Source organism: Candidatus Dormiibacterota bacterium (assembly GCA_035544955.1).
GTDB lineage: Bacteria > Chloroflexota > Dormibacteria > CF-121 > CF-121 > CF-13.
In genome coordinates this window covers 1-21,083 of the sequence record DASZZN010000023.1, presented here as the reverse complement: position 1 = coordinate 21,083, position 21,083 = coordinate 1, and the positions used below count along the sequence as shown (strand labels likewise).

General features: G+C 66.2%; 23 protein-coding genes. 5 read left to right on the top strand and 18 right to left on the bottom strand.

The genetic code is table 11. From position 1 onward, the window contains the following. Positions 1 to 8: 8 nt before the first annotated feature. From VHK65_08235 to VHK65_08150, 18 genes are all read right to left on the bottom strand, one after another. On the bottom strand, positions 9 to 596 hold the full coding sequence (locus tag VHK65_08235; protein HVS06143.1) for a hypothetical protein: 588 nt from the start codon (positions 594 to 596) through the stop codon (positions 9 to 11). Between the two features lie 28 nt (positions 597 to 624). After that, entirely contained in the window at positions 625 to 1,260 is a 636-nt protein-coding gene (locus VHK65_08230; GenBank protein ID HVS06142.1) for a hypothetical protein, read from the bottom strand. Further along, on the bottom strand, positions 1,260 to 1,865 hold the full coding sequence (locus tag VHK65_08225; GenBank protein HVS06141.1) for a hypothetical protein: 606 nt from the start codon (positions 1,863 to 1,865) through the stop codon (positions 1,260 to 1,262). Before VHK65_08225 ends, VHK65_08230 begins: the two co-directional genes overlap by 1 nt. 31 nt (positions 1,866 to 1,896) lie before the next feature. Beyond that, on the bottom strand, positions 1,897 to 2,256 hold the full coding sequence (locus VHK65_08220; protein ID HVS06140.1) for a hypothetical protein: 360 nt from the start codon (positions 2,254 to 2,256) through the stop codon (positions 1,897 to 1,899). A gap of 103 nt (positions 2,257 to 2,359) precedes the next feature. Next, complete coding sequence (locus VHK65_08215) at positions 2,360 to 2,869, bottom strand: pyridoxamine 5'-phosphate oxidase family protein (GenBank protein HVS06139.1); 510 nt, start codon at positions 2,867 to 2,869, stop codon at positions 2,360 to 2,362. A gap of 3 nt (positions 2,870 to 2,872) precedes the next feature. Further along, positions 2,873 to 3,796 (bottom strand): aldo/keto reductase, encoded by a 924-nt coding sequence (locus tag VHK65_08210; protein ID HVS06138.1) that lies wholly within the window; start codon positions 3,794 to 3,796, stop codon positions 2,873 to 2,875. Between the two features lie 8 nt (positions 3,797 to 3,804). Continuing rightward, positions 3,805 to 4,353 carry an SHOCT domain-containing protein gene (locus VHK65_08205; GenBank protein ID HVS06137.1) on the bottom strand — a complete coding sequence of 183 codons (549 nt, stop codon included), beginning with the start codon at positions 4,351 to 4,353 and terminating at the stop codon, positions 3,805 to 3,807. After that, a complete protein-coding gene (gene dhaM, locus VHK65_08200; protein ID HVS06136.1) occupies positions 4,353 to 4,754 on the bottom strand; it encodes a dihydroxyacetone kinase phosphoryl donor subunit DhaM in 402 nt (133 codons plus the stop codon). The genes VHK65_08205 and dhaM overlap by 1 nt, the downstream gene beginning before the upstream one ends. Then, positions 4,741 to 5,973 carry an anaerobic glycerol-3-phosphate dehydrogenase subunit C gene (locus tag VHK65_08195; GenBank protein HVS06135.1) on the bottom strand — a complete coding sequence of 411 codons (1,233 nt, stop codon included), beginning with the start codon at positions 5,971 to 5,973 and terminating at the stop codon, positions 4,741 to 4,743. Before VHK65_08195 ends, dhaM begins: the two co-directional genes overlap by 14 nt. Beyond that, entirely contained in the window at positions 5,970 to 7,232 is a 1,263-nt protein-coding gene (glpB, locus tag VHK65_08190; GenBank protein ID HVS06134.1) for an anaerobic glycerol-3-phosphate dehydrogenase subunit GlpB, read from the bottom strand. The genes VHK65_08195 and glpB overlap by 4 nt, the downstream gene beginning before the upstream one ends. Continuing rightward, positions 7,229 to 8,890, bottom strand: a complete 1,662-nt coding sequence (gene glpA, locus VHK65_08185) for an anaerobic glycerol-3-phosphate dehydrogenase subunit GlpA (protein ID HVS06133.1) — start codon at positions 8,888 to 8,890, stop codon at positions 7,229 to 7,231. The genes glpB and glpA overlap by 4 nt, the downstream gene beginning before the upstream one ends. 55 nt (positions 8,891 to 8,945) lie before the next feature. Beyond that, a complete protein-coding gene (glpK, locus tag VHK65_08180) occupies positions 8,946 to 10,505 on the bottom strand; it encodes a glycerol kinase GlpK (GenBank protein HVS06132.1) in 1,560 nt (519 codons plus the stop codon). Between the two features lie 10 nt (positions 10,506 to 10,515). Then, positions 10,516 to 11,178 carry a dihydroxyacetone kinase subunit DhaL gene (dhaL, locus tag VHK65_08175; GenBank protein HVS06131.1) on the bottom strand — a complete coding sequence of 221 codons (663 nt, stop codon included), beginning with the start codon at positions 11,176 to 11,178 and terminating at the stop codon, positions 10,516 to 10,518. A gap of 5 nt (positions 11,179 to 11,183) precedes the next feature. After that, the gene (gene dhaK / locus VHK65_08170) at positions 11,184 to 12,212 is read right to left on the bottom strand and encodes a dihydroxyacetone kinase subunit DhaK (protein ID HVS06130.1); all 1,029 of its coding nucleotides are present in this window, start codon (positions 12,210 to 12,212) and stop codon (positions 11,184 to 11,186) included. Positions 12,213 to 12,224: 12 nt separating this feature from the next. Next, the gene (locus tag VHK65_08165) at positions 12,225 to 12,515 is read right to left on the bottom strand and encodes a hypothetical protein (GenBank protein ID HVS06129.1); all 291 of its coding nucleotides are present in this window, start codon (positions 12,513 to 12,515) and stop codon (positions 12,225 to 12,227) included. A gap of 8 nt (positions 12,516 to 12,523) precedes the next feature. Next, on the bottom strand, positions 12,524 to 13,423 hold the full coding sequence (locus VHK65_08160) for an MIP/aquaporin family protein (protein ID HVS06128.1): 900 nt from the start codon (positions 13,421 to 13,423) through the stop codon (positions 12,524 to 12,526). Positions 13,424 to 13,632: 209 nt separating this feature from the next. After that, entirely contained in the window at positions 13,633 to 14,214 is a 582-nt protein-coding gene (locus VHK65_08155) for a glycerol-3-phosphate responsive antiterminator (GenBank protein ID HVS06127.1), read from the bottom strand. After that, positions 14,211 to 14,828, bottom strand: coding sequence for a glycerol-3-phosphate responsive antiterminator (locus tag VHK65_08150; protein HVS06126.1), 618 nt, complete (start codon positions 14,826 to 14,828; stop codon positions 14,211 to 14,213). The genes VHK65_08155 and VHK65_08150 overlap by 4 nt, the downstream gene beginning before the upstream one ends. Before the next feature lie 158 nt (positions 14,829 to 14,986). On the opposite strand from VHK65_08150, the gene VHK65_08145 reads away from it, so the two are divergent. The 5 genes from VHK65_08145 to VHK65_08125 form a co-directional block, all read left to right on the top strand. Next, entirely contained in the window at positions 14,987 to 15,253 is a 267-nt protein-coding gene (locus tag VHK65_08145) for an HPr family phosphocarrier protein (GenBank protein ID HVS06125.1), read from the top strand. After that, complete coding sequence (ptsP, locus tag VHK65_08140) at positions 15,180 to 16,940, top strand: phosphoenolpyruvate--protein phosphotransferase (protein ID HVS06124.1); 1,761 nt, start codon at positions 15,180 to 15,182, stop codon at positions 16,938 to 16,940. The genes VHK65_08145 and ptsP overlap by 74 nt, the downstream gene beginning before the upstream one ends. Positions 16,941 to 16,979: 39 nt before the next feature. Beyond that, a complete protein-coding gene (locus tag VHK65_08135) occupies positions 16,980 to 19,154 on the top strand; it encodes a glycoside hydrolase family 2 TIM barrel-domain containing protein (GenBank protein HVS06123.1) in 2,175 nt (724 codons plus the stop codon). Continuing rightward, positions 19,154 to 19,540, top strand: a complete 387-nt coding sequence (locus VHK65_08130) for a hypothetical protein (GenBank protein HVS06122.1) — start codon at positions 19,154 to 19,156, stop codon at positions 19,538 to 19,540. The genes VHK65_08135 and VHK65_08130 overlap by 1 nt, the downstream gene beginning before the upstream one ends. A gap of 52 nt (positions 19,541 to 19,592) precedes the next feature. Further along, on the top strand, positions 19,593 to 21,083 hold a 1,491-nt coding region (locus VHK65_08125), incomplete at its 3' end, for an ice-binding family protein (protein ID HVS06121.1).

Below are 21,083 nucleotides of genomic sequence, written 5' to 3'. Positions count from 1 at the left end.
TTAGAGGGCTAGCCGGCCTGGATCTGGTCGGCGGGAGGGGCGGCGATCGTCTCACCGGTGTTGTACTGGTCGAAGGTGAGCGTGATGTTCTGGCCTCCGCCCTGGGTCTCGACATACTTGATCGGATAGCCATCCTTCTCCCGGATGTAGGCGTCGAAAGCGTTGCCGCCGTCGTCCTTCGCCGTCACGTGCCAGGCCTTTCCCTGCGGCAGGTTCTCCTCGCCAATGTATTTCTGGTCGCTCTTCCCGGCGAACGCGTTGGGGTCGATCCCCGTGGTGCTCGGCGATGCCACCCATTTGGGCGATGCCGGACTCAGACCATAGTTCACGCCGTTGACCGAGATTTCCTTGATGGTTGCCGTCTGCCCACTGACGGTCGTCGTGAACTGGAAGCGGCCCGCCAACTTCGGTTTGTAGACGAGGGCGCCTTCCCCGACGATGTCGATGGTCGCGTTGTTATCCGCGATCTTCCCCGTCACCTTGAAATGCGCGTCCGTGAGGCTGGACTGCTGCGGCTTGGCCAGCACCTCCTTCGCGGTTGGCGGGGCCAGCGGCGTGGGAACGCCGCATGCCGCCGTGATGGTGGCGATCATCACCAGTAGGACCGAGCGGCGCAGCGGCAGCTTAACCCTGCACCACCTGGGAGGCCGGCGGTGCGGTGATCGACTCCCCGGTGTTGTATTTGTCAAAGCTCAGGGTCAGCGCATTGCTTCCCTGGTCGCTCGTCTGGGTGATCTGATACTTGAGCGGGTACCCGTCGCTTTCGCGAATCCAGCCGTCGAACTGGTTGCCATCCTTGTCCTTGGCTTTGGCGTGCCAGGCTTTGCCGTTGGGCAGGCTTTCCTCGCCGACGTAGGTGAACTCGGAGACACCGGCGAAGCTCCCCGGCCCGAAGCCCGAGCTGGTCGACCTCGCGGTCCACTTGCCGTTCCCGGGGACCGTGAGCGTGTAGTCGATGCCATTGATCGAAATGTCGTCGACGGTGATCTGCTGTCCGGCGACGGCTGTGTGGAATTTGAAGTGGCCGGCACCCGGTGCCTTGTAGACGATCGTGCCGTCACCGTTGAGGTCCACCACCGTGCCCTGCGTGCTGCCTTTGCCCGTCACCAGGAAATGGGCGTCCTTCAAGCTGGCGTGGTTCGGCTTGGACAGAATGTCCTTGGCCGTTGGCGGCGCCAGCGGCGTGCCCGGCCCACCGCACCCGGCGAGCACGCCAACCGCCACGATCGCCGCGGCGATTCGTTTTTGGCTCGCGATCACTATTGCTGGATGTCCGATGCCTGCGGGGCGCTGACCGTCTGCCCCGTATTGAAGCGGTCGAAGGTCGCGGTGAATGTGGACCCCTGCATCGTGCTCGCGTACTTTAGCGGATAACCGTCCGATTCCCGTACCCAGGCCTCGAACGGATTGCCACTGTCGTCCTTGGCCTTCACGTGCCAAGCCTTCCCCTGCGCGAGCGTCTCCTCGCCCAGGTAGGTGGCATTCGTTCCCTTGAACGAGCTCGGGTTGGATGAGTTTGTGCTCGGCTTGACGGTCCAGCGCGGATTGTCGGGCGCGAGATCGTATTCCTTCCCGCCGATGATGATCTCCTCGAATTTGAGCGGTTGCCCGGCGATGGTCGTCAGCATGGTGAAGCGGGAGGCCTGCTGGGGCTTGACGACGATGATCCCGTCACCGGTGGCGTCGAACGCGATGTTCCCGCTGACGATGTGGGCGACAAGGCTGAAGTGCCCATCCTTGACGTTGGCCGCGTCGGGTTTGGCGAGGATCTCCTGCGCGGTCGGCGGTTTGGCCGCTGCGCTACTGCCACAGGCGGCGAGGAGGAGGGCCGAGATCGGAAGCAGGATCCAGGTGCATGTTTTCACGGCGCATATCCTACCGTCCGACGCCGGTCCTTCAGACGATCTCGGTGTCGTCGAGGGGCACGCTGCCCGAGAGGAGGCGCGGCGGGCAGATGATCTCCTGGATGATGAAGACCGTATCGATCAGCTCGGCCGGGCGTGTTCCCGACTGGAGTCGCTCGATCAGCCGCGGTCTGATACCGGCCAACCCCGCGAGTTGCTCACGCAACTCGGCCAGGGCCCGTTCGTAACCCTGCGGGACCGTGTCAACACCGTCGAGGTTCAGCTCTTCCAATTGGCCAAGCAGATGATCCGTCAGCCGGCGCGGCTCGGCCAACCGGGCCTGCCGGCGCTGCTGATCCCGTCGATCCGCCTCCCGGATTTCCCGATTAGCCGACCCCAAAGGTCCGATCACTCGGTCCCCCCTGCAGATAGGTAGTCGAGAGGTTCTCTTGCACCACTATAGGTGTCATCAATGTGAAATTGATAAACACCGATCCCAATCGACGATGTGCGAATCAGTCCGGCGCCGACGGAAACGTCCAGCGCGTAGGTGTGCCCGTGAAGTCCGATTCGGTGAGACCGAAGGCCCAGGCCGGCCGGACACGGAAGCAGGCGTTGTCGGTGGGGTTGAAGAAGTCGATCGAATAATCCGTCTTGTATTTACGGTTGAGCTCGGTGACGAAGGCGCCGATCGCAGCCAGGTCATCGATCAACGCCGCTTCGCCCTCGATCACGACCGGCTCGTAGGCATTGTCGGTCGTGATGGTGCAGTGGGCATTGGCGGCCAGGTTGCGGGCCTTGCGCGAGCCACGGCTCGAGCTAAACCACAGCGCGTCGTGCACCCAGACGCCCCAGACGGGCATCACGTGAGGCCGGCCGTCGGGCCGAACCGTCGCCATCCAGTAATCGTGCGAGCGCGTCAGCCGCTCCACCGCCCACGACCACGGCAGCAGGCCGGTGCCCTGGGCGGCATCGAGCAACCCGTAGCCCGGCATGTACGGCCGGCTGGCCGTCGGTTCCGCCATTCGCTAGTGCCAGGCCAACTGGCTGCGCTCTTTCCAGTACTGATCGGGCGGCTCGGCCAGCTTCGAGAGCTCGGCGAGCCGATCTGGCGATAGCTGCACGCCGAGGGCGCCGGCGTTGCTCCGGACTTGCGTCTTGGTCACCGCGCCGGAGAGCACCACATCCACCCAGGGATTGGCGAGCGCGGCGGCAATCCCGTCGTGGTCGCGGTCGGCGAGCCGGCCGTTGGCGAGCGCTTCCTTGATGATCACGCCCCAGCCGGCGGCGTGCGCCTCCGCCAGCGCGGGGCCGGCGGATGGTTCGAGGAGGTTCCAGGTTGCCTGGACCGACTGGAACGGATTGACCCCGTCGACGCTGACGGCGAGTGCCCGCCGGATCACCTCGGACTGGCGCGGGCCGCTGACCGACATGCCGATCGTGAGCCCGCCGGCCCGCAGCGTGTTCAGCTCGGCCAGGACGGTAGGATCGTCGAGCACGCCGCTCTCCAGCGTCGCCGAATGGATCTGATAGAGATCGAGGTAGTTGCCGAGCAGCGCGCGGCTCTCGTCGATTTGCCGTCGCAGCGCCGCCAGCGAGTGATCCTTCACCTCATGGAGCCGGGCGTCAACCTGCCAGTTGCCGACGTACGTATAGCCCCATTTCGATCCCACAATGACCGCCTCCGGTGGCAGCGCCCGCTCGCGGAGCCAGGACGCGAGAAATCGCTCCGCCAACCCGTAGGAGCGGGCCGCGTCGAAGTAGCGAATGCCGGCGTCGTAGGCGGCGCTCAAAACGTCGTGGGCTCTCTGCTCCAGCGCGGTCACGCTGCGGTCGTTGCCGAGATCTTTCTCGCGGTCGAGCGTGATGTAGCCGGGTCGACCGACGGCGGCGAGGCCCAGCCCGATAGGCGTCACCCGGGGCCCGGTGGAGCCGAGCGGGCGCAGCTCCATTCCGGAAGCTACGGTTGCTCGAGGATCCGTGCCTTTTCCTTCTCGAACTCGGCTTCGGTGAGCACGCCCGACCGCCTCAACTCGATGATCTCTCGTAATAGGTCGTAGCGATCTCGGGCGGAGGGCGCCGCCGCCGACGGCTCCAATCCGGCGGATGGTTTTACATAGTCGACCGCGGCGGCGAGGTCCGACCTGACAAGCTGACCGTTGATGTGGGCCGGAAAGGAGGCTTGCCGGCCATCGCGGATATCCACCACGATGGTGGCGAACCCGATCAGGTGCTTGTGCAGGGCGACACTGAGCACGTCGGTGAGCGGGAGACTGAGGGTGGTGCGTCCTGTCAGATCACTGGGACAGAACAGCCGCCGGGTCGTAAGGACCAGCGATTTGAGGGAGAGGCCCCAGTCCTTCGCCGTCCGGACCAAGAACTCGTCGTCATCGAGGCGTGTTCCGTCGGGCAATTCCGCGTCGGTCATCGACATTGTCAGCGGGTAGGCGGGCTGCAAGCGCGCAAACGCGTAAGCGCGGCGCGCTTCACGCGCGGGGTTGTTAGCCACTAGGGCGACACCTTTTCCATCTCGCGCGCCCCCAGCGCCGCCGCTGCGACGGCCTCGAGGTCACTGTCGATCGACGCCTCGACGGCGGCGATCACCGCCCCTTCGACGAAGGGTGCGTTGCTGAGCAGCACGCGGCCCTTCCCGTCCGAGAGCTGCTCCATTGCCATCTGCGTACTGAGCACGGCGCTACCGAGGTCGACGAGGATGAGCACGCCTTCCGGCCCGCGGACCTCTTCGATCGCGCCCAGAATCGCGGTGGCATCGGTCCCCAGCCGGCCGTCGGCGGTGCCGCCGGCGACCGCGATCTTCACCTTACCCTGCGTCATCTGCGCCGCGAGCTCGCGCACCCCTTCTGCCAGCTGGCGGCTGTGCGAGACGAGCACCATGCTAACCGTGCCCATACGCCCTCGCCAGGATCTCGAGCGGGTGGGCCGATGTCGCGCCGGTCCCGTGCTCGACTTGCATCCGGCAGGTCTCGCAGTCGGCAAGCACCTGGTCACTACCTGCGGCCTTGACGGCTGCGAAGAGACGGCTGCCGATCTTCATCGAGAGGTCGTACTTCTCGACCTTGACACCAAAGGTGCCGGAGATGCCACAGCACCCCTCGTCGACTTCTTCGAGCTTGACGCCGGGAATCAACTTCAGCAGGCGCATCGCTGGGTAGCCGATCCCGTGGGACTTCAGATGGCAGGGCGCGTGATACAGCAGACGCATTGGCACAGTCTCGAAGTTGAGGTCCAGCTCGCCGGCCTCGTGCAACATCCACAGGTACTCCATGATGTCGTAGGTTTTCGCGCCGAGGCGCTCGGAGCCGGGGATTTCGAGCAGGTGGCCGTAGTCGTGCTTCAACATCAGCCCGCAGGAGGTGGAGCTGGCGACGATGTCCATCTCCTCGACGATCGGGGTCAGATGCCTGACATTCTCCTGGCCATACCGGCGGGCGAGATCCATGTTCGAGTTGACCACCGCGGGGATCCCGCAGCACTGCTGGCGCGGGACGACGACCTCGATGCCATTGCGCTCGAGAACGGCAACCGCCCGCTCACCGAGCCGCCGGTCGTTGTAGTTGACCCAGCAGCCGTAGAAGTACGCCACCTTTCGGCGAGGTTTGACGGGTCGGGGGTGGCGCCTGAACCATCGCTCGAAGGTGAGCCACTGATACTTTGGCAGCGGCCGCCGCCGGTGGATGCCGACGAATCGCTCCATCAGCACGCGGAACAGCGGGTTGCTATTCCCGAAGTTGGCGAGCGGGGCCGTCATGCTGCCCAGCTTTCCGAGCAGCCTCGTCCGCCCCAGCACCCAGTCCCGAAGGCTGCGCCCTTTTTCGCGGGCGCCCTGGTTTTGCGCGCGCCGGATGTATTCCTGAATGCTGACCTGCGACGGACAGGTGACCTCGCAGAGCTTGCACCCGGAGCAGAGGTCGAGCCCCGGCGTGACCGCGGCCTCCTGCGGCGAACGAAAGCGCTCCATGTCGGGGCCGAGCGCCTTGGGACCACGGAAGATGTCGGTCGAGCGGGCGACCGGACAGACCGTGTTGCAAGCGGTGCACTTGGTGCAGGCCTCGACGGAGGCTTCCTCCTCGACCGTGTCCGTCGTGGGCTCGAACTCTTCGGTGATCATGCGGCGAGCGCCTCCTGGGCGGCGCGATAGCCGGTGGCGATCGCCAACCCGCCGCGTGACTTGGTCCCCGATGGGTCGTATCCCGCCATCGCGCCTCCGGCGCAAAAGACATTCCGCGCCAGCGGCTTGCCATTCTCATCCGCGGGCTGGAGCCGCTCCGTGAGCGCGTAGCCGACCTGTTCGAACGGCTGCGTGGCAAACAGCGACTCGGCCGTGCGATCGGTCGGCACTTTGCTCCAGGCGATGGGCTCGTGGAAGAAGGGATCGCGCACGGTGTGGACGCCGGCGCGGAGCGCCCCATCCACCCAATCCTCCAGGGCCACCACGTAGGAGGCGGCCTCGACCGGAAGCTCGTGGCCGGCCGCCTTGAGCAGGATGTTCCGGCAGTGCCCATCCGTGACATCGGCCGCGTGCGCCGGTGCCGCCCAGATGATCTCGATGCCGGCCTCCTGCAGGTGCTTGCGAAGCCGGTCGAAGAGCCGGAGCGCGATGACCGACGGTGGGACGGTCGGAATTTCGAAAACCGGATGACCGATGGCCCGCTGAAACGCCGCGAAGATCTCCTTGGGGTTGGTGAGCCCCAGCACGCCGGGGACCCCGACGCGTACGCCCTCACTCGTGAGGCGTTCCCGCAACTGGGCGGCCACCGCATCCCTGAAGCCGGCGTCTTCGAAACTGCGCGCCAGGTCGATCGAGGTGAAGAGGCGGTCGGGGCCATACCCCGGTGCGGTGATGCGGACCGCGGACACGTCGGCCGTGCGCCACTGTCGGGCCAGGTTGGCGGCGGCGAACTCGGGCGCGAAATCCTGGTAGCCAGTAAAGCCGCAAAGGACGATCGGTTCTGGACGGCCCAGGTCGCCCGCGGTCATGCTGGCGGGAGCCAGGCAGCATGGCTTGGGCGTGCCGGTCGCCGTGGGCAGCAGGAAGTTGCGGTCGAGGGCTCCCTCCCAGGCGAGGCCCGCCTCCTTGAACCACTCGAGCATCAACGCGATGCTCGCCTCGACAGCCTTCATCCCGGCGCGCGCATAAGGATGGCTTGGTTCCTGGGCGATCAGCCGCGCCACGGCATCGGCCGGATCGGCGATCGCCTCGGCAGCGGTCGCCGTCGGGTAGCCCATGACGTCGACGGTCGCATATAGAAAGTAGAGGGAAGAGAGGCCTGGCCACACGAGGACCACCTGGCGTCCCGATTGCTGCACGGTGCGTGCGGCCGCTAATGCCGCAAGGCCGGTTCCGATCACCGCGACGTCGGTCTTCATCGCTGCGCCGCAACTTCTGCCGGTTCTTGGGCGAGACCCCCACCCCTCCCCTCCCCCGCGAGCGGGGGAGGGGAGGTTCCGGCGACGGGGTCCAGCATGAGCTGCCGGTCGACGTTGTAAAGCTCCATGTGAAGCCCGGTCGTGACCTGCATGTTGCGCAGCTGGCTACCCCAGAAGACGTGGCGCACGCCACGCCAGCGTGTCTCGAGAAAGTCCGCCATTGCCCGGGTCGCGGTCGGACCATCGACGCCGCGGTCGGTGACCAGCCGGGCCGCGAGCCGGTAGGAGCAGATGGCGGCCTGACAGGGTCCCATTCCGGAGCGCGTTCGGCGGCGGACGTCCTCCAGGTCATGCACAGCCGGGTCCTTGAACCAGGGGGCGACGTCCTGCGGGCGCACCAGCTCGCACTCGCACAGCAAGGGCTGTAGGGGTGGTTCCTCATCATGCGGCTTGGGGACGCCGAGCACCGATGGGCGGTGGCGCAACTGGTCGAGGGGTTCGTCTCGATCGTTCAGCGGCACCTCTGCCGTGGTGCACGGCGTGCTGACGCCGAGGTATCGAGCGGCCACGTCGACGACTCGCTCCGCCATCAGGCGAAAGGTCGTCACTTTGCCGCCAACGATTGACGTGAACCCCTTAATGCCGTCGCGCTCCTGGTGGTCGATCACCGCGAAGTTGCGACTCATCTCACGGCCCTCGGCTTCCGCTCCGAGGTCGTAGAGGGGCCGGACCCCGGCGTAGGCGCGCATCGCGCGGGCGGTGGTGACGCCATCGAGCATCATGGCGCCCTCCTCGATCATGCGGCGCACCTCGTCCCACTCGATGGGCAGGGTTTCGGGGTGCGGCACCTTCGCCGAGGTGGTCCCGAGGATCGACACGCTCAGTCCCGGAACGACGATGTCGCCGTCGCCCGGCTTGTGGCAGCGATTGATCGCCGCGTGCGCCAGCCGCCGGGACAGGACGACCATGGTTCCCTTGACGGGAACGACCTTGACCTCCACGCCGAACAGGCGGGCGACCAGTCCGGCCCAGGCGCCGGTGGCGTTGATCACCGACTGGCACGCGATCGTTCCTTCCTCGCGGGTCTTCGAGTCGCGGATGCGCACGCCGGTCAGGCGATCCCCCTCGCGAAGAAAGCCGCTGACCTCGGTATGGGTCATCACCCGGGCACCCCGGCGTCGTGCCGATTCGACGTTGCCGACGACCAGGTAGAAGGGGTCGAGGTGGCCGTCCTCGGGAACCCAGAAGACGGTGCGGACATGCTTGGAAAGTGCCGGTTCGCGCCGGCGCGCCTCATCGACCGAAATCCGTTCGCAGGTGATGCCGGTGCGGCGGCAGCCCTCGGCGAACCTCGGTTCCCACGCCTGGTCTTCTTCGGTGACTGAGACGAAGTATCCGCCGGTATCCTCGACGGTGCTCCGGGCGATACGGCGCAAGATCCGGCCTTCTTCCACGCACTCGATGGCGGCCTGTTCATCGTTGACGCAGTACCGTCCCCCCGAGTGGAGGAGCCCATGCGACCGGCCAGTCGTTCCCGAAGCCAGGTCGCCCTTCTCGACCAGGATGGCATCGATGCCGCGCAAGGCCAGATCGCGGAGCACCCCGGCCCCCGTCGACCCACCCCCGATGACGACAACGCCCGTGCTGGTGTCAGGCATTCAAAAGAAGAGGAAAGGACCGCGCCGGCCCTTCCCTCTCATCCTAGCGGGCCTTCTACGACTTTGCGCCCGCGCCGACCGCCTCTTTTGCGGGTTCCTTCTCGACCCAGCCGAGCGTCCGCTGCACGGCTTTCTTCCAACCGGCGAGCCCTGCGGCGCGTTGCTCTTCGGTCGACTTCGGCTCGAACACCTTGTCGACCTGCCAGTTCTTGCGCAGCTCGTCCAGCGTGCTCCAGAAGCCGGTCGCCAGCCCGGCCCCGTAGGCGGCGCCCAGTGACGTCGTCTCCTGCACCTTGGGACGAATGACCTTGACGCCCAGGATGTCCGCCTGCAGCTGCATCAGGAAATCGTTCTTGACCGCCCCGCCGTCCACCTTGAGGGTGGTCAGCTTGACGCCCGAGTCCGCCTCCATCGCATCCGCGACTTCCTTGGTCTGGTAGCAGATCGCCTCAAGCGTGGCTCGCACAATGTGGGCCTTGGTGACGTAGCGGGTCAGCCCGACGATCGCGCCACGGGCGTACATGTCCCAGTGCGGTGCGAACAGCCCGGAGAACGCCGGGACAAAGTAGATGCCGCCGGCGTCCTCGACCGACTTGGCGATGGCCTCGGTCTCCGAGGCATCCTTGATCAGCCCGAGGTTGTCGCGGAGCCACTGGATGGCCGCGCCGGTGATGGCGATCGAGCCTTCCAACGCGTACACCGACTTGCCCTGCTCCAGGCCGTAGGCAGCCGTGGTCAAAAGACCGCTCTTCGAGGGGACGGGCGAGGTCCCGGTGTTGAGCAGCATGAAGTTGCCGGTGCCGTAGGTGTTCTTGGCTTCGCCCGGTGAGTAGCAGGTCTGCCCGAAAAGGGCTGCCTGCTGGTCGCCGAGGTCCGCGCACACCGGTACAACGCCGCCCACGGCGCCGTTCGCCTTCGTCTGCCCGTAGACTTTCTTATCGCTCGACGGCCGGATCTGGGGCAACATGGCCTTCGGGACCTTGATCTTGCTCAGCAGCTCCGCATCCCAGTCGAGCGTCTTGAGGTCCATCAACATCGTGCGCGATGCGTTGCTGTAGTCGGTGACGTGCGCCCCACCCTCGGGCCCACCCGTCAGCCACCAGATGACCCAGGTATCGATGTTGCCGAACAGCAGGTCCCCGCGCTCGCCCGCGGCGCGCGCGCCCGAAACGTTGTCGAGGATCCACTGGATTTTCGGCCCCGAGAAATAGGTGGCTACGACGAGACCGGTCTTACTCTTGACCAGTGGCTCGACACCGTCGTTGATCAACTTCTGACAGATGTCGATCGTGCGGGTATCCTGCCACACAATGGCGTTGTAGACCGGCTTGCCGGTCTTCTTCTCCCAGACCACCGTGGTCTCGCGCTGGTTGGTCACGCCGATGCCCGAGATCTCGTCGGCCTTGATCCCGCCCTTCTGCATCGAGCCCCTGATCACGCGCTGGGTCTTCTCCCAGATCTCCGTCGGGTTGTGCTCGACCCATCCGGGCTTGGGATAGATCTGCTCGTGCTCCAGGTAATCGGTGGACACGACCTTGCCATCGTGGCTGAACACCATGAAGCGCGTCCCCGTAGTGCCCTGGTCGACGGCTGCCGCGTACTTCTTTTCCGCCATTCCATCCTCCTTACGTCGTCGTCGTTTTTGCTCGCTGGGGTACCGCCGCCAGGCTGTCGCTCAGCGCCCGAAGCATCAGGTAGGACGAGGTCGCGCCCGGGTCCTGATGGCCAATGCTGCGATCGCCGAGGTAGCTGGCGCGTCCCTTCAGCGCTTTGAGCGGAATCGTCGCCTTCATCCCTTTCTCGGCCGCGTCTGCCGCCGCGGCCAGCGCCGTTTCCAATGGCGCTCCGTTGTCGAGCGATTGCCGGGCCTGCTCGATCGCGGGAGTGAGCGCGTCGACCATCGTCTTGTCGTTGGGGTTCGCCTTGCCTCGCTCCACCACACCCTTCAGGCCCGCCTCGAGCGCACCCACGAGATCCCGGTCCGAGACCTCCGACTTCCCATCCAGCGCGGCGCCGGCTCGCAGAAAAAAAGTGCCGTACAGGGGTCCACCGGCACCCCCCACCGAACCGACGAGCGCCATGCCGGTGGTCTTGAGGAGGGTGCCGACGTCCTTGTCGCGAACCGGGGCCAGTTTGACCAGCATGGTCTGGAAGCCCCGGTCCATGTTGATGCCGTGATCACCGTCGCCGATAGCGGCGTCCAGCCCGGTCAGGTACTGCTTCTGCTCGGCGACGATGCCGGCATAGCGCTCCAGCCAGGCGTAGATCTGCGCGTTGGTCACCGCCACTCGTGTTAGACCTTCCAGTGAAGGGCCGGGGTGTGCACCGGCGCATCCCATAACTTCGTCGTCTCAGCGTCGAGCTTGAGCAGCGTCACCGAGCATCCCGCCATCTCCAGCGAGGTGATGTAGTTACCGACCAGTGAGCGGGTCACCTTGATCCCCTCGCCGGTCAAGTAGCGGTGGACCGCGTTGAAGATCACGTAGAGCTCGATCAGGGGCGTCCCGCCCATGCCGTTGACGAACGCGAGGACCTCATCGCCGCGCTTGTAGGGCAGGTCCTTGACGATGGTGCTGGTCAGGATCTCGGCAATCTCGTCGGCTGACTTGAGCTTGGTCCGTTCCCTTCCGGGCTCGCCATGGATGCCGATGCCCAGTTCCATCTCATCGTCGGCGATTTCGAACGTTACCTTGCCCGCCGCCGGCACGATGCAGGAGGTGAGCGCCATCCCCATGCTGCGGCCGTTCGCGTTCACTTTCTTCGCCAGCGCCGTCACTGACTCGAGGTCCGCACCGGCCTCGGCGGAGGCGCCGACGATCTTTTCGAGCAGGACGGTGACACCCACGCCACGACGCCCGGCCGTGTAGAGGCTGTCCTGGACCGCGACGTCGTCGTTCGTGATGACCGCGTTCACTTTGGCGCCCTCTCCACGCGCCAACTCCGCCGCCATCTCGAAGTTCATGATGTCGCCCGTGTAGTTCTTGACGACGTGCAGGACGCCGGCCCCGCCATCGACCGCCGCCGTCGCGCGCGCCATCTGGTCAGGCGTCGGCGAGGTGAACACTGCGCCGGGACACGCCGCATCGAGCATCCCGAGCCCGACGTAGCCGCCGTGCATCGGCTCGTGACCGCTGCCACCCCCCGACACCAGGCCCACCTTGCCTTTGCGCGGTGCATCCTTGCGGATGATCACGTTCGGGTCGTATTCCACCCGGATCAGGTCGGCGTGCGCCGCAGCCATCCCGGCCATGGCGTCTTTGACCTCCGTCTCCGGCGTGTTGATCAACTTCTTGAGCCTGGTCGTTACTTGCGTTTGTGCCATCGTTTCCTCCTCTTACTTACCGGCCGGCAACACGCGTCGGAACATGAATCGTCCGAGTCCTTTCCCCATCAGCAATCCCAGCCCGATGGCCAGCAGGTTGATCCCGAGCGCCACCGGTTTGAAGGGCGGGGTTAGCACTGCAAGCAGCACGGCGCCGATGGCCAGGCCGGCACCCCCGATCAGGAGGATGCGATTCAGCCGTTGGAGGGGCGTACGGGCAACCGCCCGAGGGCGGGGCGAGGGTTCGATCCCTCGCCCGCCGCCCGGGGCTTTACCGATCTGTCGCTTGAGCCGCCGAGACACGAATCCTCTTACGCCCGCGCCCGCGCCGATTCCGCGACCGGAACGGTGTCAGGACCCACGGGAGCCGGGAGGTGCTGATGGATGAAGAAGTCGTAAATCCACGCGCCGAGCGGTCCGCCGATGAGCGGCAGCCCAGTCGTGATCAAGAAGTTGAAGTTCTGACCCGGGATCGCGTTCGAGCCGTACCCGATCAACAGCCCCCAGATCCGCGGCCCGAAATCACGCGCCGGATTCAAGGATGCCATCTCGATCGGGGCAAACAAGCCGACCAGCGCGGCCACGACGAAGCCGATCGCGATCGGCGCCAGGTTGGCCGCCGACGGCATGCGGTCCTCGACGATCCCGAGGATGCAGATCACCAGGATCGCGGTGATGATGATCTCGGTTCCGGCGCCCCGCCACCATGGATCCTGCGTCAGGTAATCGTGGCCGCCCTTGAGCGCCGGATGGCCCGCCCACCCGACAAGCCCCGGGTGCGGCCAGTTCGCCCAGAAGATCAACCCGCTCGTAACCCCGTTTGGGTCGCCTCGCACGACCTTGTTGGCGTCTTCGTACGCGGCGATGATCCCGTTCCACACGAAGGAGACACCCATCGCCGCGATGAACGCGCCGACGAGCTGGGATCCGATGTACCCAGGCACCTTCGACCATGGAAAACCACGGCGCCAGGCGAGGGACAGCGTGACCGCGGGGTTCAGATGCGCGCCGGAGACTGCGCCGCACGCGTAGATCGCGAGGGTGACCGCGAACCCCCAGAAAAATCCCGCCCCGAGCAGACCGGCCAGGAAGCCATTCCCGCCGGCGCCCGCGACCGCAAAGGCGACAAAGCTGTCGCCGAGGAAAACCAGAACGAATGTTCCCAGCACTTCTGCCAGGTATTTCTTAGTCCAGCTTTCGCTTACCGCCATTTACTTCCTCCTCCTCTCTTTTGACCAAATGTCGCGCGCCATGACGCCTACACGACGGTCCTGCAGCCCTTTTGCACCTCCTTCGGCGGATTTTCCCCAACAAAAAAGTCCTAACCTGCACGCTCCATTCGGAGCGCATAGGTCAGGACTTGTCCCTTCATGTCCCGCCAGTCGCTGCAGGCTTGTGATAACACACGAATGGGGTTGTGTCAATCTCCAATCCGGTTGTCCCGGAACTCGCGCCAGAGCTTCAGCTCGGCGCTCGACACGACATCCGCGCCAGCAGCCAGAACGGCAGCGGCTTGCTCCGCGGTGGTGATGAAACCAGTGCCCCACACGGGAACATTGGTGCTTTCGCGGATGGTCGGCATCACCTGCGGAATGGCCACCGCGGGTGCAATGGCGATCGCGTACGGTGCCGGCAGGCCCACGCTGTTGAGCCCGGTTTCCAGGCCGGTGGAGTCGAGGGCGTGAATCCGCTGGATGGTCCGCAACCGGAAGCGGCTGGCATCGCGGAGGAGGTGCGGCTTCACCGAGAGCACGCCGGAGAAGCCAAGATCGGTGGCGAGGAAGGCGAGCGCCGCGCTATCCGCGGCCAGCCCCTCGACCGCGTCCAGGTTGACGAAGATCGCCACGCCGTGGCGGGCGGCACCGGCCAGTGCCCCCACCATCGCCAGCACGCTGCCGCGCTCCACCAGTAGCTGCCGGTATCCGAGGTCGAGCGCTTGTTGCAGGGTATTGCTGTCGCGGATGGCGGGCAACATCGCGCCGGACGGCCCGGCGGTCCTCATGGCCACAGGCTCACCGTGCTGGTGCTGATCGCGCGTGCCCCCCGCTCGAGCGCGGCCTGACGCTGGTGTGGTTCGGTCACGAAGCCGCCGACGATGATCGGGACCGGGTGGCGTGCTCGGATCTGGTCCGCGACCAGCGGGAAGATCACTGCCGGCTGCACTTCGACGATGTCGGGACGCGCGTGCTCGACCGCGGTCATCGCGGAGTGCAGTCCGAGATCGTCATAGAGCAGGAGCCGTTGCACCGCGATCACCCGCTCGGCCCGGGCGGCGGCCACCAGGGCGCTGTGGGAGGTGATGATGCCGTTGACGCCGATCTCGCGGGCGAGGAACGCGACGCCGGCTCGATCCTTACCCAGCCCGGCGATGAGGTCGATATGGACGAAGGCCATCTTGCCTCGGGCCTGGACCGCCCAGACGAGCGGCCCGAGATGAAACGCGGGGGCGCGGACGAAAAAGATCGCAGGGACCTGCGAGGCCAGCGCCCGGGGAAGATCCTCGGCGTGGCGGATGAGGGCCGCGACCGGCACGCGGTCGAAGGCCTCGAAGAGGCGCGTGACCGATCGATCGACGGCCTGTGCGCGAGCCGGCGTCACGTTCGCGCGAGTGGCCATCGCCACCTCCTCTTTAAGCCTTCGATTTTACGGGCCCGCGGCCGGCGAATCCAGAAGCGACCTGTCTCGCCGCCCTTTCCACACCGGGGGCGGCTATTTCCCTTGACCGAATGCGCTCTGGGTCGCAGACTACGGCATGGAAGGAGGCGAGCGAGGCGATCACTGAACGTCCGTTGACGATTACGAATAAGGTCGGCCTGCATGCGCGGCCGGCCGCACTCTTCGTGCAGACCGCCGCGCGCTTCAAGGACACGAAGATCGAAGTGGTCAAGGATGGCACCGTGCGAGACGCGAAGAGCATGCTTGGTGTGCTGACGCTCGGCGTGAGCCAGGGGACGACGATCATGGTGCGTGCCGACGGGCCCCACGCGGAGGAGGCCATCGCGGCGCTTTCCGACCTGGTCGATCGCGACTTTGGCGAGTAGTCCGCCGCGCCCGGCCCTACGAGGGATTGCGGCGGCTCCCGGGCGGGTGGTTGCGCCGGTATGGCGATGGAACGCCGCGCGGCTCGGTCCTTCGAGCGGTGGGCTATCTGGCGCGGAGGGCGTTGACCAGCTAGGCCGTGCGATCGAACAGGTCAAAATTGATCTCGCGACCAAGACCGCACGCCTTCAGGCACGCGGTTTGACCGCGGAGGCCGGCATCCTCGAAGCGCAGACCCTCATGCTCGATGACCCCGTATTACTCGATGGGGCATCCGAATTGATGGCGCAGGGGAGGCCGGCGGATGAGGCAGTCGCCGCCACGATGGCCCCCTTTGCCGAAATGCTGCGCGCGTCGCCCGATCCGGTGTTCCAGGCACGGGCGGCCGACGTCGAGGACGTCGTCGAACAACTCCGACATGCGCTGCACGGTGTGAGCGCCACACCGCCACCCCCGCCGCAGCCCTCGATCCTCGTGGCACGCGATCTCGCGCCCTCGCAGACCGCCGGGCTCGACCGCGCACTCGTGCTCGGCTTTGCCACCGAGCAAGGGAGCGCCACAGCCCATACCGCGATCCTCGCCCGAGCCCTGGGCCTCCCCGCCGTAGTCGGCATTGCCGGCCTCGTCGAGGCGGTCGAAGATGGTCAGGCGGTGTTGCTCGACGGGGACGCGGGCACCCTCGTCATCGATCCTCCAGCCGACGCCGTCGCGATGGTGCCTCAAGCGGTGGAGGCCGCCACCGACGCCGAGCCGGCCGTAACGCGTGACGGCCGCCGGATCGAGGTCGGATGCAACGCCGCGGGCTTGGACGACGCGCAGCGAGCCGCCGCGGCCGGCGCCGATGGGATCGGTCTGCTGCGGAGCGAGTTTCTGTTCCTCGGTTCAGATCGCCTCCCGTCGGAAGACGAACAGGTCACGGTCCTCGACGCCGTGGCCACAGCCATGGGCGGGCGCCCGGTGATCTTGCGAACGCTCGACGTCGGGGCCGACAAGCCGCTGCCCGCGCTGCCCCAACCCCCCGAGGCCAACCCGGCGCTGGGCGTGCGGGGATTGCGGCTGCAGCTGCTGCGGCGGCCTGACCTGCTGCTCGATCAGCTGCGCGCGGCCCTCCGCGTCTCCTCCAGGCATCCGCTCCGCCTGATGTTCCCGATGGTGTCCACGCTCGACGAACTCCGCCAGGCGAAGGCGCTGCTTGCGCAGGCGAGGCGCGACGTCAACCCGAGCGCGGTTGATGGGACCGGGATGCCGGTCGGCATCATGATCGAGGTGCCGGCCGCGGCCGTCGGCGCCGATGTGCTGGCGGCCGAGGTGGACTTCTTCAGCCTCGGCACGAACGATCTCACCCAATATCTCTTTGCTGCCGACCGCACCAACCCCGAGCTGGCTCCGCTTGCGGACAGCCTCCACCCGGCGCTGCTGCGGATGATCGACCAGGTCGTCAAAGCCGCGCACCGGCGGCATCGCTGGGTCGGCGTCTGCGGCGAGATGGCCAGCGATCTCCGGGCCGTGCCCGTGCTGGTGGGCCTGGGCGTCGATGAGCTGAGCGTCCACCCCCCGGTCGTCGCGCGGGTCAAAGCCCTGGTGCGGCGCCTTGACGCCGCCGAATGCGCGCGCGCCGCTCGCGCAGCCCTCAGGCTCGACAGCGGCGCCGCCGTCCGTCGATTGGTCGAGCGCCGAGGCCTGCGCTAGCCTCCCTGCTCCCCAGGGAGGGGGCGATAATGCACCTCGTTGCGCCTTGCCCGCCGGTTCGCCGGCTTCGTCCTGGTTAACGTCGTACTCGGGCTCCTTCTGCCGGCGTGCGTCAGCCCTGAGGCGGCCGCGGAGTTGACGCCGACGCTGAGCATGAGATCCGTGGGGGGGAGCCGGATCGCCTTTCAAAACGGCATCCCGGTACCGACTTTCTCGTACGAGCCACGCCGCCGGCTCGAGCTGAGCAGCCACTGGCGGATCCAGACGACGCCGATGGACCACGACCTATCCCTCGCCGTCCGATCGCAGTCGCTCGCGCGGATCGTTGCCGAGGCCGCCGGAAGGGAGAGGCCGGCGTTCGACGATACCCGCTGGTCGACGGTGGAGGTGCCCGGCTCATACGATCCGCCGCCCGCAGTATCCGGGAACGGCGCCTGGTATCGGAAGGATTTCGATGTCCCGGCGGACTGGCAAAACCAGACCGTGACGCTGAAGTTCGGTGCCGCGAACTACGTCGCGGATGTCTGGCTGAACGGCCACTACCTTGGTTACCACGAGGGCGGCTCGACGCCCTTCGCGTTCGACGCCACCGACGCGATCGTGCCGGGGGACATCAACCTCATCGCGGTCCGTATCGATAATCCACCCTGGGGGACGCGTCAGGACATCGTTCCCTGGGGCCTCACCGACTGGTGGAACTACAGCGGCCTGACGCAGCCGGTCTGGATGGAGGCGACGCCTGCGGTCTATGCGGTGCGCGCCGACGTCGTGCCGCACCTCGATAGCGCGGACATTGCCGTCACCTTGCACCAGCGTGGTGGCGCGGCCGCGCCGGTCCAGGTCGGCCTCGACATCCTGCCGGCGGCGGTTGACCCCAGCAACGTGACCAATCCTGATCCGCTGAGCCTCGTCCCGCCCGGTGCGGTGCCGATCGCCTCGCAGCGAGTGGATGCTGGTCAGCTCGGCCGCGACGGAACGAGCCAGGTTCACGCGCGATTCTCGCTCACCAACGCCGACCTCTGGTCGCCGCAATCGCCGGCCCTCTACGTCCTCGAGGTGCACGTGTTCTGGCAGGAGCGGCGCGTCGACCAGCTCGTCGAAACCTTCGGCCTTCGCCGCATCGCGGTCGATGCCAAATCGCCGCGGCTGCTGCTCAACGGCAACCCGGTCCAGTATGCGGGTGTCGCGCTCCACGATGAGCGCGTCTATCCGTCCGACAACGGGCAGCCGCGGGGTGGCCCGGTCGTGACGCCAGACGACATCCTGATCCTGCTCGACAAGGCCAACGCGACCAACGTGCAGCTGATCCGCGCCGACCATCATCCGGCGAACCCCTTGCTGCTCATGCTGGCCGATCGGCTCGGCTATGCGATCTGGGAGGAGATCCCTCTGTATCACTACACACCGGCGACCTTCGCCATGGCGATGGATCGCGGCATCCCGCAACAGATGTTGAGTGAGATGGACCTGCGCGACATGAATCATCCGTCGGTGCTCTTTCATGGCCTCGCGAACGAGTCGACGGGTGGGAGTGAGCGGGAGCAGGCCCTGGCCACCCTGCACAACCTCGACCGCTCGATGGATGGGACCCGGCTCACCGGGCAGGCGGCTTACGGAAACCAGCCCGACGACCAAACCAGCCGCCCTCTGGACGTCGCAGGCTACACCACCTACTTTGGCGTCTTCTACGGGGCGGATGCTGCCGCCGGGACCGTCCGTGCCCTGCAGGTCGCCCATGCGACCTTCCCGAAAAAGCCGATCATCATCCTCGAATTTGGGCGCTGGTCCGACAACGTCGCCGAGCAGGAGGAACAGCGGCGTATTCTTGCCGACACGTACCAGGCGGTCGCCCCCTACCTCGATGACATCCCCAACGGCTTCGTCGGGGCGACCGTGTGGTGGACGCTCGACGACTACTGGACGCAGCGGCCCGGCCTGAAGGTGGAGCACTTCGGGCTATACGCGCCGAACGGCGATCTGAGGGCCGCGGGTCGGCAAGCGGCCCAGCTGTTCAGCGGCGGCGCCGGACAGGGCGCGAATCACAAGATCGTCTCGACCGCCACCGGACAGACCGAGCATGCGACCACGCCGGGCCTACGATTCCTCCGCTATCTCGCCTACGCCCTCACGATGGCGCTTACGATCCTGACGATCATCCTGCTGTCGTTGCTCCTGCTGCGGCGACGGCCGCGACGGCAGGCCGCGGTCTCCTGATGCACCAGGTCAGCGGTCGAGTCCTGGCGATCTCGGTCCGTGCCGCGATCATCGCCGGTGGCTGGACCGGCTTTGCATTGGGATTGGTTGCCGGCTGCGTGCTGGGGGCCGCGGTCGCCTGGTTCGCCGGGGCCATCCTCAGCTGGCAACGTGACCTCAGCCTGACCTTAGGCGTGACCGAGCAGCTGCTGCCCTTCGGCGGCCAGGTCCCGCTGCTGCAGCGGGTGCAATCGTCGTGGTTCCTCGTCGTCCCCCTTGCCGGGCTCCTGGTTGGGCTGTTCGCGGCCCTGGTCGGCGCGCTGATTGGCGGGCTGGTGGCGGCCTCCTACAACCGCTCTCCGTTCGGGGTGCACGTCGTGGTCGAGGTGCCGGACCAGGCTTCCTAACCTGCATCTGCAGGCGTTTAGCTTTCTGCGCCGTCCCGGTTACATGTGAGAAGTGAGACGAGCCGCCCGACGGTTCGCGTTCGCAATCTCGCTCGCGGTCCTGATGGTCGGGGCAAATACGATCGGGGCCCTGCCGGCCGCGCCGCCTGCGCTGGGAACGGCCACCACGTTCGCGGTCCTGGCGAGCAGCACGGTGACCAGCACGGGCAACACGGTCATTACGGGCGATCTGGGGGTGAGCGCCGGAACCGCCGTCACCGGTTTCCCACCGGGGGTCCTCAATGGGACGCTGCACACCGGTGCCGATCCGCTGGCCGTATCGGCCCAGAACGACCTGACCACCGCCTACAATGCCGCCGCCTCGTCACCCTGCGATGTCGACTTGACCGGCCAGGATCTTGGCGGCAAAACGCTAACCCCCGGGACTTATTGCTTTAGCTCTTCATCGTTTCTGACCGGGATCCTCATCCTGAGCGGCAATGGAGTGTTCATCTTCAAGGCCGGGAGCACGGTTATCACCGCGCCGAGCTCAAGCGTGGTTCTTATCAACGGCGCTCAGGCCTGCAACGTTTTCTGGCAGGTCGGCAGCTCGGCAACCCTTGACACGGGGACCGCCTTTGTAGGAACGGTCATGGCTCTTGCCAGCATCACCATGAATGACAGCGCCAGCATCGCTGGCCGAGCGCTGGCGCGAACCGCCGCGGTGACCATGATCAACAATCGAGTCACGGTGCCGACGACCTGTTTACCCGTACCGACGCCGACACCGACGCCGACACCGACGCCGACACCGACGCCGACGCCAACCCCAACGCCAACCCCAACCCCGACACCGACACCAACGCCGACACCGACACCGACACCGACACCAACACCGACACCGACACCGACACCAACGCCGACACCGACTCCAAGCCCGACTCCAACTCCGATTCCGACTGTCGCTCCGCAGATTACCAGCGCGAACAGCACCACTTTCACGGTCGGCGCGCCCGGCACGTTCACAGCTACCTCCACAGGCTCGCCTACTTCCACTCTCACAGAGACTGGTACGTTGCCGGGCGGAGTTTCCTTCACCAACAATGGTGATGGAACGGCGACAATCGCGGGAACGCCCAAGTCGGGTTCTGGCGGGAGCTACGCGATTACTATTACCGCCTCCAATGGCGTTCCGCCCGATGCGCAACAGAACTTTGTTCTAACCATTGACGAGGCTCCTGCGATCACCAGTGCCAATAGTACTACTTTTACGACCACTCAAGCTGGGACGTTTCTTGTGACCTCAAGCGGTTTCCCCGCAGCAGCTCTCGCTGAAAGCGGCGCGTTACCGACCAATGTCACCTTCAGCGACAACGGCAACGGCACGGCCACGCTGGCCGGCACACCGCCAGCTGGCACAGCAGGCAACTACCCCATCACGATCACCGCTTCGAACGGTGTTGGTTCCTCGGCAACTCAGACCTTCACTCTTACCGTGAGTGATCCCACGCCGACACCGACACCAACTCCCACACCGACACCCACACCAACGCCAACGCCGACA

What these genes read in the sequence shown, in the direction of transcription:
- VHK65_08215 (HVS06139.1), bottom strand. Translation starts at nt 2,869, where the DNA reads ATGGCGGAACCGACGGCCAGCCGGCCGTACATGCCGGGCTACGGGTTG.
- VHK65_08210 (HVS06138.1), bottom strand. Translation starts at nt 3,796, where the DNA reads ATGGAGCTGCGCCCGCTCGGCTCCACCGGGCCCCGGGTGACGCCTATC.
- dhaM (HVS06136.1), bottom strand. Translation starts at nt 4,754, where the DNA reads ATGGGCACGGTTAGCATGGTGCTCGTCTCGCACAGCCGCCAGCTGGCA.
- VHK65_08195 (HVS06135.1), bottom strand. Translation starts at nt 5,973, where the DNA reads ATGATCACCGAAGAGTTCGAGCCCACGACGGACACGGTCGAGGAGGAA.
- glpB (HVS06134.1), bottom strand. Translation starts at nt 7,232, where the DNA reads ATGAAGACCGACGTCGCGGTGATCGGAACCGGCCTTGCGGCATTAGCG.
- glpA (HVS06133.1), bottom strand. Translation starts at nt 8,890, where the DNA reads ATGCCTGACACCAGCACGGGCGTTGTCGTCATCGGGGGTGGGTCGACG.
- glpK (HVS06132.1), bottom strand. Translation starts at nt 10,505, where the DNA reads ATGGCGGAAAAGAAGTACGCGGCAGCCGTCGACCAGGGCACTACGGGG.
- dhaK (HVS06130.1), bottom strand. Translation starts at nt 12,212, where the DNA reads ATGGCACAAACGCAAGTAACGACCAGGCTCAAGAAGTTGATCAACACG.
- VHK65_08160 (HVS06128.1), bottom strand. Translation starts at nt 13,423, where the DNA reads ATGGCGGTAAGCGAAAGCTGGACTAAGAAATACCTGGCAGAAGTGCTG.
- VHK65_08155 (HVS06127.1), bottom strand. Translation starts at nt 14,214, where the DNA reads ATGAGGACCGCCGGGCCGTCCGGCGCGATGTTGCCCGCCATCCGCGAC.
- VHK65_08150 (HVS06126.1), bottom strand. Translation starts at nt 14,828, where the DNA reads ATGGCCACTCGCGCGAACGTGACGCCGGCTCGCGCACAGGCCGTCGAT.
- VHK65_08130 (HVS06122.1), top strand. Translation starts at nt 19,154, where the DNA reads ATGCACCAGGTCAGCGGTCGAGTCCTGGCGATCTCGGTCCGTGCCGCG.